We start from the raw sequence: 15,380 nt of genomic DNA, 5'->3' as shown, positions 1-15,380 counted from the left end.
TCTATGCCGGGCGACGAATGATCTGTAGAACGGGTGGCGTTTGGCAGATTTTATGAGGATTCCCTGTGATCGGTATTGTTGCGGCGTGGCGGGCTGTGGCCGCCATGTTTATCCTGAACGGTGCGCTGTTCGGCATCTGGGCATCGCGCATACCTGCGGTTCGGGACAGGCTGGATCTGACGCACGAGGCGCTAGGGCTTGGTTTGCTGTTCATGGCAGCAGGGGCCGTTTGTTCGTTTCCGATCACGGGCCGTTTGACGGACAAGTTTGGGGCGGTGGCGATCACGCGGGTGATCGCGGTTCTCTACACCTTTTCCCTGATCCTTTTGGCTCTCGCCGGCGGGTTCTGGTCGCTTGCGGCGTTTCTGTTTGTGTTCGGAGCTTTCCATGGCTCGATGGATGTTGCGATGAACGCCTGGGCGGCAGAGGTCGAACAGGCCTATGACAAACCGGTCATGTCGTCCTTTCACGCGATGTGGAGCCTTGGAGCCGGGCTGGGGGCGCTCAGCGGATACGGTGCCGTACAGATGGGGCTGTCGGTGTTGCAACATTTTCTGCTAGCGGGTGGCGTTGTCGTCGCGCTTGCGCTTGTTTTGTCTTGGGTACGCTGGACTTCGAAACGATCGGCTTCGAAACCTGGATCGGTGTTCGCTTTGCCATCGGGAGCCCTGATCCTTGTGGGTTTCACAGCGCTGTGCGGCGCTTTGGGCGAAGGGGCTGTTGCGGATTGGAGCGCGATTTTCCTGCGTGACGTTACCGGTGCGGCTGAGAGTATCGCGGCGTTGGGCTATGCGGTCTTCTCGGTCACAATGGTTGCGTTCCGGCTTGCGGGCGGGGTGGTGATCGCGCGTTTCGGGCCTGTTGCAACAGCACGATTTGGCGGCGTTTGCGCCGCGCTGGGCGTGTTTGGCGTGGTATCGGCGGGAGGGGCAGGATTGGCTTTGGCGGGTTTTGCTCTGATGGGAGTGGGCTATGCGGTAATCATGCCTCTGGCCTTTAGCCGCGCGGCCAACGACCCGCATGTCCCGCCCGGACAGGCGATCGCAAGCGTCGCGACTTTGGGATACGGAGGTTTATTGATTGGGCCGCCTCTGATCGGATTTCTGGCCGAGTTGATGACGCTGAGATTTGCCTTTGCAGTTCTTTTACCGCTGGCCTTTCTTATCATCGTATTGGCCGGCGCGCTGAAGCGCGCCGACTAAGTTCGCTTATCGTCCGCGAATACGTGGATCCAGCGCATCGCGCAGGCCGTCACCCAGATAATTTACACTGAGGACGGTAAGTGAGATCGCTAGTCCGGGCCAGAACACGCGCTCGGGGTATTGCTGCAGATAGTCGACGCCATCGAATAGCAGCCGACCCCATGTCGGGAAGTCCGGCGGAAATCCGAGGCCGAGGAAGGAAAGCGCGCTTTCGGTGATGATCGCAGTTGCAATCCCCAGCGTGGCCGAGACCATGATCGGAGACAGAACATTCGGCAGGATGTGCCGGGTGATGATCTGGCCATTGCTGGTGCCGATGGACCGGGCGGCCAGAACGAACTCACGCTCTTTGATCGCCAGCACATCGCCGCGCACGATCCGCGCTGTGGGCATCCATGAGGTGATGCCGATGGCGCAGACGATCAGGATGAAGATTCCACGCTCTAACCCGAAGGCAGCAGATAGCGGCTCGCGGAAGAGCAGCATCATGACCAGCAGCAGCGGTAGCAACGGCAAGGCCAAGAACAGATCCGTCAGGCGCATCAGTGGGCCATCCAGCCGTTTGAAAAACCCGGCCAGAACACCGATGAACGAGCCCAGAAACAGCGCCAACAGCATCGCGGTGATGCCGACTGACACCGATGTCTGACCGCCTGACATCATGCGAGCTAGGATATCGCGGCCCAACTGGTCGGTGCCAAAGGGATGCGCCCAACTGGGGCCCTGATTGCGCGAACGGATGTCGATCTGAGTGGGGTCGATGCTCCATAAGTATGGGCCCAGATAGACGCCTGCGACGATGAAGATGAACAGAATCGCTCCGATCATCGCGCCTTTGTGGGTCTTGAACTGATCCCAGACATCGCGCCATTGGCTTCGTGGTGGGGTGGCCAGTTCTTCCATCACATCGGTGGTTGGCAGCGCTGTCGAGGCGGGCGCAAGCCCTTCGTCCGGGACCAGTGTATCGGTACGATCATGATCAGTCATAACGAATCCTCGGGTCCAGAATGCCATAGAGAACGTCGGCGATCAGATTGAACAGGACGATCAGCACGGCAAATATGAAGGTCAGGGTTTGGACCATCGGCAAGTCATTGGCCTGAATAGCCCCGATCAGCAACTGGCCGATGCCGTTCACTTTGAACACCTGCTCGGTAATGATCGCTCCGCCGAAGATGGCTGGAATACCCAGCGCGATAACGGTGACCACAGGGATCATCGAGTTGCGCAGGACGTGGACCATGACGACCGTATATTCGCTGAGGCCCTTGGCGCGGGCGGTGCGGACATAATCCTGATTAAGGTTGTCCAGCATCGAGGCGCGCATGAATCGGCTGAGCTGCGCGGTGATCTGCAGCGCCAGAACCATGACCGGCATGATCATCTGTTTGAGCTGTACAACAAAGCTGTCCCAGCTATTGACCACATGGGTAGTGTCATAGATCGACGGGAACCACCCAAGCTGGACTGAGAAGATCACGATCACCAATACGCCCGAGAAGAACGGCGGTACCGAGAAGCCGACCATCGACACGAATGTGCCCATTTGGTCGAACCAGGAATACTGCCGGTAAGCCGAATAGATACCGATGGGCAGGGCGATCAGGATGGCGACCACATAAGCGGTGCCAACAACCCACAGGGTCTGCGGGATGCGCTGAACGACGATGTCCATGACGGGTGAGCGGGTCTGCCACGAAATCACGCGCAGGTCACCTTCGGAGAAGGTTGTGCCAAAGATCGAGTCGACCAGAACCTGCGGTTCGATCCAGAAGAACTGCACGATCCATTTCCAGAACCGGATATGCATCGGCTGACCGAGGCCCAGTGCCTCGCGCATCTTCTCTTTGACTTCGGGGGGGACGGTAAGTGGAACCTGCGCCATCGGATCGCCGGGTGCGAGTTCGAGGAGCAGGAAGATGACGAGGCTGATGAACAGTAGCGTGGGAACGGCCAGCACCAGTCGTCTGATGGTAAAGTTGAGCATTAAGAGGCGCCTTTATATGCGTCTTCTTGTTGGAGTGGTCTGCAAATGACCGCGCCCCGATATGGGTCGGGGCGCGGTTTTGCAAGATTAACGCTTAGGAACCGGTCTTGCGGTACCAGTCCGCAATGTTCCACAGCTCGCTGTCCCAAACGTTCAGGACAACGCCACCCAGCGTATTGGCGTGTGCCGACAGACGACCACGGTGCACCAGCGGGATCATTCCGCCATTTTCAACCATGATGTCGTTCAGCTGACGCGCGATCTGCGCGCGCTCATCCGCACCTGCGGTTTCGGCCAGTTTGCCATGCAGCTTGTCGAACTCTTCGTTGCAGAAACGGCTGATGTTCTCGCCCTGCCACTGGCTTTCAGGCTTGGGTGCCTTGTCGCACAGGCCGTTGCCCAGATAGGACTGCGGGTCAGTGCCGTTGAAGGTGTTGGCATACATTTCAACGTCGGCATAGAACTTCTGGAAGGTGTCAGGCGAACCCGGATCACCACCAAAGAAGACCGAAGCATTGATGTTGCGCAGCTCAGTTTCGATACCGATTTGGCTCCACCATTCTTTGATCAGCGCCTGGAAGTCCTGGCGAACTGCGTTGGTAGAGGTCTGGTAGACAATCTTCAGCGGTACACCGTCTTTTTCACGGATGCCATCGCCATCGGAATCAACGATACCCGCGTCATCCAGAAGCTTCTTGGCGCCTTCGATATCCTGAGTATCGCAGCTGAATGTGTCGGAATTCACCGCGGCAGGCGCAGGTACCCAGTTACAGGTAACCTTACCGGCCTGACCGTAGCCGATTTCAACCAGCAGCGGTCGGTCGATGGCCAGCGACATGGCCTTGTAAACAGCAGGGTCCTGCAGGAACGGGTGCGGATGCTTTGCAGTCGAACGCTCGCCCTCCGGCAGATCTGGCGACGGGTTTGTCTGGTTCAGCATGATGCGTTCCACCAGCGGGCCGAAGCCTGCGACCGGAGTACCTTTGCCGCCTTCCTGCATCTGCGCGATCACTTCAGGCGCAAGCTGCAAGTTCCAGGCATAGTCAAATTCGCCGGTTTCCATGACCGCACGACCAGCAGCAGTTGCATCGCCACCGCCTTTGAATGTTACCGTTGCGAACGCAGGCTTTGCCGGGTCACGGTAGTTATCATTGGCCTTGAAAGTGATCACGTCATTCGGCTTGAATTCGGTGACAACAAATGGGCCTGTGCCGATCGGGTTAAAGTTCTGCTCGGTGCATTCGGGCGCTTTGGCTCCCATGCAATCCGCGAACTGTGCTGCCTGGATGATCGGGCTCTCACCACCCACGAACGGGCCGTAAGGGAACGGGGTCGGCGCATCGAATGTGACTTTGACGGTCAGATCATCGACAGCTTCGACATTGGTGACACCTTCAAATTTGGTCACCTGCGCACAACCGCCTTCTGGGTCCATGCAATAGTTTGCAGTGAACACAACATCAGCGGAGGTGAATGGCGTGCCGTCTGACCAGGTGATTCCCGGCGCGATTTTCCAAGTGATCGAGGTCAGGTCTTCGCTGACGCCACCATTTGCAACTGTCGGAATTTCGGATGCCAGGAACGGAACCATTTCGCCATCTTGATTGTACCGGGCGAGCGGCTCAATCACTAGCGACGCGGATTCCACATCCTTGGTGCCACCCGAAAGGAACGGGTTCAGGATCGATGGGGCTTGCCAGTAAATGATGCTGACATTGCCGTCCGATCCACGCTCGGCCATGGCCATCGGGGCCATTGCCGTGCTTGCAATCGCACCAAGCAAAAGGGTTTTGATTTTCATCATACACTCCATGTTGGACACATACGTGTCTCGATTATCTCCGCGATGCCCGCGGGTTAGGCGTGGCCGTCAAAAGGGATAAGGATTTGGAATCAAACGGAAACGATTGTATCGCCTTCGTGTATTCAGACCTCTCCCCAGAACGGTTACGCGGCGTATCGAAACAGAGTTTTGGAAAATTGCAAGCCTTGCCTTGCGAAATTTGACCTATCGGTTTGACTTTTCACATCTGCCCGCCTTAGCGTTTGGCACCCAATCCGAAAAGCCGCCAAGGGGAGAGCGCGCGTGCTGGATCAGCCAATTGCCCAGATCAAAAAACTGCGGGTCGAATTTCAAACTAAAGATGGCCCAGTGGTGGGCGTCGAGGACGTCTCGTTCGAGGTTAACCCAGGCGAAACCGTCTGTATCGTGGGCGAATCGGGGTCGGGCAAATCAGTCTCATCTCTATCGCTGATGCGCTTGGTCGAGTTCGGCGGCGGTGAAATTGCTGGCGGACAACTGCTTTTCGATCGCCGCGGCGGCGAGGAAATGGATCTGTCCCACGCCGATCAAGATCTGATGAAGCAGATTCGCGGAAATGAGATCGGAATGATCTTTCAGGAGCCGATGACGGCCTTGAACCCGGTTTTCACCGTCGGACGGCAGCTCACCGAAGGATTGCGAATCCACAAGGACATGAACAAAGCGCAGGCCGAAGAGCGCGCGCTGGAATTATTGCGTCAGGTGCGCATCCCCGAGCCCGAGCGACGTTTGAAGCAATATCCGCATGAACTGTCCGGTGGCATGCGCCAGCGTGTGGTGATCGCCATGGCCATGGCGTGTGAGCCTCGCCTGCTGATTGCGGATGAACCCACTACTGCATTGGATGTCACCATCCAGGCCGAGATTCTGGCGCTGATGGACCGCCTCAAACGCGAGACCGGAACGGCGGTGATGTTTATCACCCATGACATGGCTGTGGTCGCGCAGATGGCGGACCGCGTGGTGGTTATGTTCCGCGGCAACAAGGTCGAGGAAGGCACCGTCAAAGAAATCTTCGAAAACCCGCAGCACGATTACACCAAGGCGTTGCTGGCGGCGGTTCCGAAATTGGGCGAGATGCAGGGTAAAGCCGCGCCCGAGCCAATGAAACTGCTGGGTGAGGAAGGCCAGAAGATCGCTCCGATCCCGGGTACGAACGAAGTGTTGCTGACGGTCAAGAACCTGACCACGCGATTTGCGGTGAAAGGCGGATTGCTGCGTCGGACCATCTCGAACGTGCATGCAGTCGAAGATGTCTCGTTCACGCTGAACCGGGGGCAGACTCTCAGCCTCGTTGGCGAATCTGGGTGTGGCAAGTCGTCGGCAGGGCGCTCGATCCTGCGATTGGTGGAGCCGATGGCGGGTGAGGTTGATCTGGACGGTGTCGACATCATGAAGCTGGACCAGGCCGGCCTGCGCAAAGCGCGGCTGGACATGCAGATGATCTTTCAGGATCCGTTCGCCTCGCTGAACCCGCAGATGCAATTGGTTGATCAGGTCGCCGAACCGATGCGGAACTATGGGGTTGCGTCGGGGTCAGAACTGCAGGACCGCGTGGCGCAACTGTTCGACAAAGTGCAACTGCCGCGCAGCTTCATGCGCCGCTTCCCGCATGAGATGTCGGGTGGTCAGCGGCAACGGATTGCGATTGCGCGAGCACTGGCGCTGAATCCCAAGCTAATCATCGCAGATGAGGCTGTTTCGGCGCTGGACGTCTCGGTTCAGGCGCAGGTGCTGAATCTGATGATGGAGCTGCAATCGGAACTTGGCCTAAGCTATCTGTTCATCAGCCATGACATGGCGGTGGTCGAGAGGGTCAGTCACCATGTCGGTGTGATGTATCTGGGCCGCATTGTCGAACTGGGCCCGCGTGCTCGGGTGTTTGAGAACCCACAGCACCCTTATACGCAGGCACTGATGAAGGCGGTACCAATTGCCGACCCGAACAAGCGCAAGTCGGAAAAAGACCTGAACTTCAAACCTATTCCGTCCCCGATTCATCCCATCGGCTACAAGCCAAAACCATCTGAATACAATGAGGTCGAGCCGGGTCATTTCATTCTGACCACTGACAGCGGATATTGACCCTCATGGTTGAACGCTTGACGCCGTTAGAAATCATGACCCGGCTGATTTCGTTCCCGACAGTCAGCCGCGACACGAACCTGCCTCTGGTGGATTGGGTCGAAGACTATCTAACAAGTCATGGGATCGAACCACATCGCTGGCCTGATCCGGATCAGCCTCACAAGGCGGCACTGTTTGCGCATGTCGGTCCGTGGGAAGAAGGTGCAATCGTCTTGTCGGGGCATACGGATGTCGTGCCCATCGATGGTCAGCCCTGGGATACCGATCCTTTCGTTGTGACCGAGAAAGACGGCAAATACTTCGGTCGCGGTACTTGCGACATGAAGGGGTTCGACGCTCTGGCGATTTGGGCTTTGGTCGAGGCACATCATTCAGGTATCAAACGTCCGCTTCAACTGGCGCTGAGCTTTGATGAAGAGGTCGGATGCACCGGCGCGCCGCCAATGATCGCTCGCATGCAGGACGTATTACCCAAGGGCTCGGCTGTGATTGTGGGTGAACCTTCGATGATGCAGGCCGTTACTGGCCATAAGGGCGGGTTCGGCTATGACACTCATATCGTTGGCTTTGAGGTGCATAGCTCGATCATGCATACGGGTGTCAACGCAATTATGGAGGCCGCGCCGCTGATCAATTGGGCCAATGATCGGAACGCCGAGAATATGGCGGCGCAACCTTCAGACATTGCGTCAGTGTTCGATCCGCCTTGGACTACCTGCCATGTTGGTATGATCGAAGGCGGAACCGCGCATAATATCACTGCCAAAGACTGTCGCTTCATGATGGATTTCCGCACCGTTCCGGACGATGAAAAATCGGTCTGGCAGAAGGCCTATTTCGATAAGGTTCGTGAAGTCGAGGCGCGGATGCAAGCGGTTCATCCCGACGCCCGGATCGAGCTGTTCGAGCATTTTTCGATCCCAGGTCTTGTGCCTGAAGAAGATGGCGAGGCTGAGACGCTGGTGCGCGCGCTCACCGGTGACAATGCGACACATGTGGTAAGCTATGGCACCGAGGCGGGGCAGTTTCAGGAAGCTGGTTATTCCGCTGTTATCTGCGGCCCAGGTGATATCGCGCAGGCCCATCAGCCGAATGAGTTCATTACGATTTCTCAATTCAACGCAGGTCAAAAATTTATGGAGCGTCTGGTAAAGAGGCTCTGCGAATAACATCTCAAAGGAGAGGTTAAAGATGCCCGTCAAGAACCGGCTCGCCGAAATGCATGGCGAGATCACCAAATGGCGCCGTCACCTGCATATGCATCCCGAGCTGATGTATGATGTGGAAGAAACGGCAGGGTTTGTGGTCGACCGACTGAAGGAGTTCGGTGTGGATGAGATCACGCCCGGCATCGGCAAGACTGGCGTGGTTGCCGTGATCAAGGGACGTCAGGATACGCTAGGCCGTGTTATCGGGTTGCGTGCCGACATGGATGCGCTGCCCATAGAAGAGGCGACGGGGCTGGACTATGCTTCGACGGTTTCTGGTAAGATGCATGCCTGTGGTCATGACGGTCATACCTCAATGCTGTTGGGCGCGGCGCAGTATCTGGCCGAGACGAGGAATTTTGACGGTACCGTTGTGTTGATTTTCCAGCCTGCCGAAGAAGGCGGGGCAGGTGGTCTGGCCATGTGTCAGGACGGACTGATGGAGCGCTGGGGTATTCAGGAAGTCTATGGCATGCACAACATGCCGGGAATGCCGGTTGGTGAGTTTGCCATTCGACAAGGCGCATTGCTGGCTTCTTCGGATGAATTCGAAATTGTTGTAACGGGTAAAGGCGGTCATGCTGCCGCCCCGCATGAGGCGGTAGATACAACGCTGATTGCGTCGCACATTGTTGTAGCTTTGCAATCAGTGGTGTCGCGTACCGTGGACCCTATCAAAAGGGTGGTGCTGACCGTCGGGACTTTTGAAACCGATAGTGTGGCCTCGAATGTGATTGCCCATACGGTGCGGTTGCGGGGAACTGTTCGTACACTTGACCCAGAATATCGAAAGGTCGCTGAAGAACGCGTGCGCAGGATCGCCGAGGACACTGCCTCGGCCTTTGGAGCTTCGGCTAAGATGACGTGGACACCGGGCTATCCGGTGACGGTGAATTCGGACGATGAAACCATCTATGCTGCTGAGGCCGCGCAGGCCGTGGCAGGCAAGGTCAATGACAGCACCGATCCAATTATGCCGTCAGAAGATTTTGCTTACATGCTTGAAGAACGGCCCGGAGCCTACATCTTTATCGGAAACGGGGACACGGCCATGTGCCATCACCCGGAATATAACTTCGACGACGACGCCATTCCCGCCGGTTGCAGCTGGTTTGCCGAGCTGGTGGAACGACGATTACCCGTCGCCTGATTTGGGAGGATCAGATGCCAATCAAGAACCGACTTGCCGAAATGCACGAGGAAATCACCGGTTGGCGGCGGGATATTCATCAACACCCTGAGATCCTCTATGACACCCACCGCACCAGCGCCTTGGTGGCTGAAAAGCTGAAAGAGTTCGGTTGCGATGAGGTTGTGACGGGCATTGGCCGCACCGGAGTTGTTGGCGTCATCAAGGGCAAGACCGACACGCAGGGTCGTGTGATCGGCCTGCGTGCCGATATGGACGCGCTGCCGATGCAGGAGCAGACGGGCCTTGATTATGCCTCGAAAACCGATGGCGCCATGCATGCCTGTGGCCACGATGGCCATACGGCGATGGTGTTGGGCGCGGCGAAATACTTGTCTGAGACGCGGAACTTCGACGGCACGGCCATTGTGATTTTCCAACCAGCGGAAGAAGGCGGCAATGGGGCCGAGGCGATGTGCAAAGACGGTCTGATGGATCGGTTCGGCATTCAGGAAGTCTATGCCATGCACAATGTGCCAGGTGTGCCGACGGGGCAGTTCGCGATCCGGTCTGGCCCGCTGCTGGCGGCTGCGGATGAGTTCGACATTCATCTGGAAGGTCGAGGCGGCCACGCGGCGAAACCGCATGAAACAATTGATACTACAGTGATGTTGTCGCAACTGATCGTGGCACTTCAGACCATCGTGTCGCGTAACGCGGACCCTATTTTACAGGCGGTTCTGTCTGTGACTTCGGTCGAGACCTCATCCAAAGCGTTCAATGTGATCCCTCAATCGGCGCAGGTGCGCGGTACTGTACGAACGCATTCGAACGAAATGCGCGACCTGATCGAGACGCGGCTAAGCGAGGTGGCTGAGGGTATTGCTGAAACCTTCGGTGGCACGGTTAAAGTCTCATACACGCGTGGAGTTCCGGTGACGATCAACGCCGAAGAACAGACGGAATTTGCCGCTGAGGCCGCCATTTCCGTAGGTGGCAGCTGTGATGAAGCGCCCATGGTGATGGGCGGCGAAGATTTCTCGTTCATGCTGGAAGAACGCCCCGGAGCGTTCATCGTGCTGGGCAATGGCGACAGCGCCGGGCTGCACCACCCTGAATACAATTTTAACGATGAGATCATCCCGATGGGATGCTCATGGTTTGCCGAAATGGTCGAGCGCCGGATGCCGGCGGCTTGAATTAGGAGAGAGAAGACATGCCAGTTAAGAACCGCTTTGCCGAATTGCAGGCCGAAATCACCGAATGGCGACGGGATATTCATGAAAACCCCGAGATTCTGTTTGAAACCCACCGCACCAGTGCTTTGGTCGCGGACAAACTGAAAGAGTTCGGCTGCGACGAGGTCGTTACCGGGATCGGTCGCACCGGGGTTGTCGGTGTGATCAAGGGCAAATCAGACTCGAGTGGCAAAGTCATCGGTCTGCGTGCTGATATGGATGCGCTGCCGATTCACGAGGCGACGGGGTTGGATTACGCCTCGAAAACCGATGGGGCGATGCATGCTTGTGGCCATGATGGACATACGGCGATGCTGCTCGGGGCGGCGAAATACCTTTCGGAAACGCGTAATTTTGACGGCACTGTAGTGGTCATCTTCCAGCCCGCTGAAGAAGGTGGCGGCGGTGGTCGCGAAATGTGCGAAGACGGCATGATGGCGCGCTGGAACATTCAGGAAGTCTACGGCATGCACAACTGGCCGGGCCGTCCGGTCGGCAGCTTCTCGATCCGTCCGGGTTCGTTCTTTGCCGCGACCGATCAGTTCGACATCACCTTTGAAGGACGCGGTGGCCACGCCGCGAAACCGCAAGAGACCGTGGATACAACCGTGATGACGGCGCAGGCCGTGTTGGCGTTGCAGACGATTGCCTCGCGCAATGCCGACCCGATCGATCAGGTCGTGGTGTCTGTGACATCGTTCGAGACATCCTCGAAGGCGTTTAACGTGATCCCGCAGACGGTGCAGATCAAAGGCACCGTACGCACCATGAGCAAAGAGATGCGCGATCTTGCCGAGAAACGGATCAACGAGATTTGCGCAGGAGTTGCAGCGACCTTTGGTGGCACGGCGGATGTGACCTACATTCGTGGCTATCCGGTGATGGTGAACAGTGACGAGCAGACCGATTTCGCGGCCGAGGTGGCGAAATCGGTCTCGGGCAGCTGTGACGAGGCGCCCCTTGTCATGGGGGGTGAGGATTTTGCCTTTATGCTCGAAGAGCGTCCGGGGGCTTATATTCTGGTGGGCAATGGCGATACGGCCATGGTTCATCATCCCGAGTATAATTTCAACGACGAGGCCATTCCTGCCGGGTGTAGTTGGTGGGCCGAGATTGTTGAGCAGCGGATGCCTGCTGCTTGATCGGAAGGGTGGGGGTTCTGCCCCCACACCCCCGAGGTATTTTTAGCCAGATGACGAGGGATCGGTGTGTTTTGTCAGCCGAGAGACAGGCGGGAGCAGAGCGTTTCGATCACCGCATCCAACGCCGAACTCTGTGTTTTCACGCAGGCATCGGCTGCCATTCGAGCGGTTTGCAGTTCGGCTTTGTCCGACAGCCAGAGGGTGACAGCATCTGACAATGCGTTGGCCGAGTTGATCCGGACGGCGCCGCCCGTTTTGATGAGCGGCTCAAATGTCTCGGCAAAATTGAAATAACCAGGGCCGGTGATCACCGCAGCCCCCGCCTGAACCGGTTCGAACGGGTTGTGGCCGCCGATCTCTTTCAGCGACCCCCCCAGGAAAACAATGGGGCAGAGGGCGTACCAGGTTCCGGTTTCACCCAATGTATCCGCGACATAGACCTGTATGTCTGATGTTATCTGTTGGTTAGCGCTGCGTCGTGCATGCGAAAGACCGGCATCACTCACCAGCTTCGCAACATCCTCTCCGCGTTCCGGATGGCGAGGGATCAGCAGCAGTAACAAGTCGGGCCAGCGCTGCAGCAACGTTTTGTGGGCTGCCAGAACCGTCTCTTCTTCCCCTGCATGGGTCGAGCTGGCAATCCACAGAGGGCGATCATTTATCTGAACCTGTGTTTTGGTCAGGACCTTCTGATCCACAGGCAGCGGGTCAGACATGGCCTTGAGGTTGGTGCCGGGTTGGACGCGCTCAGCATCAGCGCCCATGGCGATCAGGTTATCGGCTGTTTTGGAGTTTTGCGTTAGGAATACCTTGAAATGATCCAGAATGAAGCGCGCAGTATTGGGGCGCTTATTCCAACCGTCTACCGACTTGTCCGACAGCCGGGCATTCAAGAGCGCCAGTGGCGTGCCGCGATTTGCGGCCTCTACGATCAGGCGAGGCCAGATTTCACTTTCTACAAAGATGCCTGCATCGGGTTTCCAGTGGTCCAGAAACTCGCGCACCGGAGCGGCGCTGTCCAATGGCGGATACTGGTGGCGCGTCCGGGCAGGCAAGCGCTTAGCAATCAACGTCGCCGAGGTCGGGGTACCCGAGGTGATGAGAAACTCAGCTTCCGGCAGGCGCTGCCCCAGACGGTTGATCAGGCTTAGAACCGATAGGCTTTCACCCACACTGGCCGCGTGAAACCAGATCAGCTGCCCATCTGGGCGCGGCAAACTGGCATGGCCAAGCCGTTCTCGCTGGCGGCTTTCGGGAACACCCGCAGCGTGCAGTTTGTTGCGTACTTTCCGCCAAATCAGGGGTTCGGCAATAGATATGAGACCGCAGTACAGTTTGTACAGCAGCGTCGGCTGCGCGGATCTATCGGGCATCTCAGCCGCCCGTATGACTCATGTGGCGGCTCATCTGACCGTCGACGGCTTGCCGGGAATAGTCGAAATCATGGCCCTTGGGCTTGAGATTGATGGCTGCGCGGATCGCGTCTTCCAACGGTTTCTCGGTATCGGGATGATCGCGCAGGGGTGCGCGCAGATCAGCCATATCTTCCTGGCCAAGGCACATGTAGATCTCACCAGTGCAGGTCAGGCGCACGCGGTTGCAGCTTTCGCAGAAGTTATGGCTGAGTGGCGTTATGAAACCGATCTTTTGACCGGTCTCCTCAAGCCTGACATACCGCGCCGGACCACCTGTCCGTTCGGCCAGATCAGTGACCGTATAGTGGTTCTGATATTCCTTGCGGACGTCTTTGAGCGACCAATACTGATCCAGCCGGTCTTCGTTGCCGATGTCGCCCATGGGCATCACCTCGATCCAGGTCAGATCCATATCACGTTCGGCACACCATTCGGTGATCTTGGGTAGCTCGGGCTCGTTGAACCCTTTCAGAGCGACAGCGTTGATCTTGATCCGCAGGCCAGCCTTCTGCGCTGCGTCAATGCCGTTCAGCACCTGTTTCAGGCGGCCCCATCGGGTGACCTTGGCGAATTTGTCTTCATCCAGCGTATCGAGCGATACATTCACGCGCCGCACGCCCGCGGCGTAAAGATCATCTGCAAATCGGTGCAATTGTGATCCGTTGGTTGTCAGCGTCAACTCCTTCAGGGCGCCGCTGACCAGATGTCGGGTCATGCTGTTGAAGAATGACATTATGTTTCGCCTAACCAGTGGTTCGCCCCCGGTGATGCGCAATTTCTCGACGCCCAAATTGACGAAAGTCGTGCACATACGATCCAACTCTTCCAGAGTCAGAAGGTCTTTCTTGGGAAGAAACTTCATATCTTCGGACATGCAGTAGACGCAGCGGAAATCGCAGCGATCCGTAACGGAGACGCGAAGATAGGTGATGGCGCGGGCAAACGGGTCTATAAGCGGAGCTGTCATGGCTCATAGGTAAAGCGGAGGCATGTTCGCGGCAAGTGCCATCTGCGTTTTGGACTGGTACAGTTAGGCGCAGCGCTCTAGGTTTTGTGTTATGAAATATGCTTTGGTTTTAGCTTTTAGCCTCGTTGCCGGTTGCGATTCCGTTCGGTCCACGACGGATCGGGTGTTCGGAAGTTCATCCAACGAGACGGCGGCTGAACCCGTTACAGCAGAGGCGACGGAGGTAACTCCTGAACCTGTGGCTGCCGCAGGGTGGTCTGGCGCCAAAACGACCGTTGCCGGGCTGGGCGATCCCAACACACCGGGGCGCTGGTTGCAGACGCCTCTGGTACAAACTAAAATCAACGGCCGCGTGGTTGTGCCGCGCACGGGTGCGCAGGCCTATGTCACGCTTGTTCCCGCACCAGGCCCCGAAGGCGGTGGCGGACGGCTGTCGCTTGAAGCCATGCGCGCGTTGTTGGTGCCATATGACGAGTTGGTGGAACTGGAAGTCTATTCCGACTGAGCGCGCAGGTATTTCCCAGCCTCTTTGCGGGCAAAGGGTTTCATGTTTGCGCCGTGCGTTTCCAGAAACGCGACTACGCGCCCTGGATCATGCTTTGACAATTCGCGCAGCCACCATGCGATGGCCTTCTGGATGAACCATTCCCGATCGGAGACATACGTGGCAGCCCAGCCGAGTATACGGTCGCGGCATGCCAGGTCTTTCGGTTTGGGATGGTTCTGTTTGGTCCAGGGCAAGGTGGCGACCAGCGCGGCGCGTTTGGTCCACATGTGGCCCGACGTGGTCCAACGTTCGACCTGGTCCAGCCGGGTTGGATCAGCCGAAAGACGCTTTTGCATCGCCATACAGGCATGATCGGCCACGGCCCAGGCGTCAAAATCCGGTAGCCAGCTTTGCAGCAGGTCCCACACCGCGTCATCCGGTCGGATACGGGCTTGGGTCAGCAGCTTTGCTGCCGCGACCCGCGCTTCATGAATGTTGGTCTGCCATAAGCCATCGGCGACAGCGATGCGGTCGATGACTTCAAGTTCGCGCCGCCAAGCCTTGGTCAGATCGTTCAGAACCGGGTTCGGAACACCCAGATAGGGGCGATCAACCTTGTGATAGGCCGCCACCTGTTCCGCGCGTTCGGGATCGGCATGGGCTTTGATCTGATCAAGATAGGCTTGCATGCCTGA

At 57.4% G+C, this 15,380-nt stretch carries 13 protein-coding genes; 7 read left to right on the top strand and 6 right to left on the bottom strand.

Annotated elements, in window-relative coordinates; translation table 11 throughout:
• Positions 1–65 precede the first annotated feature (65 nt).
• Positions 66–1,202: an MFS transporter gene (locus ACR0L9_RS12575; protein ID WP_480763592.1), complete on the top strand. Its 1,137-nt coding sequence runs from the start codon at positions 66–68 to the stop codon at positions 1,200–1,202.
• A gap of 6 nt (positions 1,203–1,208) precedes the next feature.
• Here ACR0L9_RS12575 and ACR0L9_RS12570 read toward each other — a convergent pair whose 3' ends face one another.
• From ACR0L9_RS12570 to ACR0L9_RS12560, 3 genes are all read right to left on the bottom strand, one after another.
• A complete protein-coding gene (locus tag ACR0L9_RS12570; protein ID WP_170397109.1) occupies positions 1,209–2,189 on the bottom strand; it encodes an ABC transporter permease in 981 nt (326 codons plus the stop codon).
• A complete protein-coding gene (locus ACR0L9_RS12565) occupies positions 2,182–3,189 on the bottom strand; it encodes an ABC transporter permease (protein WP_170397107.1) in 1,008 nt (335 codons plus the stop codon). The genes ACR0L9_RS12570 and ACR0L9_RS12565 overlap by 8 nt, the downstream gene beginning before the upstream one ends.
• Before the next feature lie 94 nt (positions 3,190–3,283).
• The gene (locus ACR0L9_RS12560; RefSeq protein ID WP_170404084.1) at positions 3,284–4,990 is read right to left on the bottom strand and encodes a peptide ABC transporter substrate-binding protein; all 1,707 of its coding nucleotides are present in this window, start codon (positions 4,988–4,990) and stop codon (positions 3,284–3,286) included.
• A 285-nt stretch (positions 4,991–5,275) separates the two neighbouring features.
• Between ACR0L9_RS12560 and ACR0L9_RS12555 the strand changes: the two genes are divergently transcribed.
• From ACR0L9_RS12555 to ACR0L9_RS12535, 5 genes are read left to right on the top strand one after another with little or no spacing between them, the layout of a single operon-like run.
• Positions 5,276–7,096 carry an ABC transporter ATP-binding protein gene (locus ACR0L9_RS12555; protein WP_480895795.1) on the top strand — a complete coding sequence of 607 codons (1,821 nt, stop codon included), beginning with the start codon at positions 5,276–5,278 and terminating at the stop codon, positions 7,094–7,096.
• A gap of 5 nt (positions 7,097–7,101) precedes the next feature.
• On the top strand, positions 7,102–8,268 hold the full coding sequence (gene argE, locus ACR0L9_RS12550) for an acetylornithine deacetylase (RefSeq protein ID WP_480895794.1): 1,167 nt from the start codon (positions 7,102–7,104) through the stop codon (positions 8,266–8,268).
• 22 nt (positions 8,269–8,290) lie between these two features.
• Positions 8,291–9,457: a M20 aminoacylase family protein gene (locus tag ACR0L9_RS12545; protein WP_170818027.1), complete on the top strand. Its 1,167-nt coding sequence runs from the start codon at positions 8,291–8,293 to the stop codon at positions 9,455–9,457.
• Positions 9,458–9,471: 14 nt separating this feature from the next.
• Positions 9,472–10,635, top strand: coding sequence for a M20 aminoacylase family protein (locus tag ACR0L9_RS12540; RefSeq protein ID WP_170397097.1), 1,164 nt, complete (start codon positions 9,472–9,474; stop codon positions 10,633–10,635).
• 17 nt (positions 10,636–10,652) lie between these two features.
• Entirely contained in the window at positions 10,653–11,816 is a 1,164-nt protein-coding gene (locus tag ACR0L9_RS12535; RefSeq protein WP_170511235.1) for a M20 aminoacylase family protein, read from the top strand.
• A gap of 74 nt (positions 11,817–11,890) precedes the next feature.
• Here the strand turns inward: ACR0L9_RS12535 and ACR0L9_RS12530 are convergent, their stop codons facing one another.
• Positions 11,891–13,189 (bottom strand): 3-deoxy-D-manno-octulosonic acid transferase, encoded by a 1,299-nt coding sequence (locus ACR0L9_RS12530; protein WP_480895793.1) that lies wholly within the window; start codon positions 13,187–13,189, stop codon positions 11,891–11,893.
• 1 nt (position 13,190) lies between these two features.
• Entirely contained in the window at positions 13,191–14,198 is a 1,008-nt protein-coding gene (moaA, locus tag ACR0L9_RS12525; protein ID WP_480895792.1) for a GTP 3',8-cyclase MoaA, read from the bottom strand.
• A 91-nt stretch (positions 14,199–14,289) separates the two neighbouring features.
• On the opposite strand from moaA, the gene ACR0L9_RS12520 reads away from it, so the two are divergent.
• The gene (locus ACR0L9_RS12520) at positions 14,290–14,703 is read left to right on the top strand and encodes a hypothetical protein (RefSeq protein WP_480895791.1); all 414 of its coding nucleotides are present in this window, start codon (positions 14,290–14,292) and stop codon (positions 14,701–14,703) included.
• On the opposite strand, the gene ACR0L9_RS12515 is transcribed toward ACR0L9_RS12520, so the two are convergent.
• A complete protein-coding gene (locus ACR0L9_RS12515; RefSeq protein ID WP_170397087.1) occupies positions 14,691–15,374 on the bottom strand; it encodes a DNA alkylation repair protein in 684 nt (227 codons plus the stop codon). The genes ACR0L9_RS12520 and ACR0L9_RS12515 overlap by 13 nt on opposite strands.
• Positions 15,375–15,380 lie beyond the last annotated feature (6 nt).

This window comes from Ruegeria sp. I3, assembly GCF_056532525.1.
Note: the sequence above shows the minus strand (reverse complement) of the source record. Positions and strands in the feature narration are given on the sequence as shown.

What these genes read in the sequence shown, in the direction of transcription:
- ACR0L9_RS12570 (WP_170397109.1), bottom strand. Translation starts at nt 2,189, where the DNA reads ATGACTGATCATGATCGTACCGATACACTGGTCCCGGACGAAGGGCTT.
- ACR0L9_RS12565 (WP_170397107.1), bottom strand. Translation starts at nt 3,189, where the DNA reads ATGCTCAACTTTACCATCAGACGACTGGTGCTGGCCGTTCCCACGCTA.
- ACR0L9_RS12560 (WP_170404084.1), bottom strand. Translation starts at nt 4,990, where the DNA reads ATGAAAATCAAAACCCTTTTGCTTGGTGCGATTGCAAGCACGGCAATG.
- argE (WP_480895794.1), top strand. Translation starts at nt 7,102, where the DNA reads ATGGTTGAACGCTTGACGCCGTTAGAAATCATGACCCGGCTGATTTCG.
- ACR0L9_RS12545 (WP_170818027.1), top strand. Translation starts at nt 8,291, where the DNA reads ATGCCCGTCAAGAACCGGCTCGCCGAAATGCATGGCGAGATCACCAAA.
- ACR0L9_RS12540 (WP_170397097.1), top strand. Translation starts at nt 9,472, where the DNA reads ATGCCAATCAAGAACCGACTTGCCGAAATGCACGAGGAAATCACCGGT.
- ACR0L9_RS12535 (WP_170511235.1), top strand. Translation starts at nt 10,653, where the DNA reads ATGCCAGTTAAGAACCGCTTTGCCGAATTGCAGGCCGAAATCACCGAA.
- ACR0L9_RS12530 (WP_480895793.1), bottom strand. Translation starts at nt 13,189, where the DNA reads ATGCCCGATAGATCCGCGCAGCCGACGCTGCTGTACAAACTGTACTGC.
- moaA (WP_480895792.1), bottom strand. Translation starts at nt 14,198, where the DNA reads ATGACAGCTCCGCTTATAGACCCGTTTGCCCGCGCCATCACCTATCTT.
- ACR0L9_RS12520 (WP_480895791.1), top strand. Translation starts at nt 14,290, where the DNA reads ATGAAATATGCTTTGGTTTTAGCTTTTAGCCTCGTTGCCGGTTGCGAT.
- ACR0L9_RS12515 (WP_170397087.1), bottom strand. Translation starts at nt 15,374, where the DNA reads ATGCAAGCCTATCTTGATCAGATCAAAGCCCATGCCGATCCCGAACGC.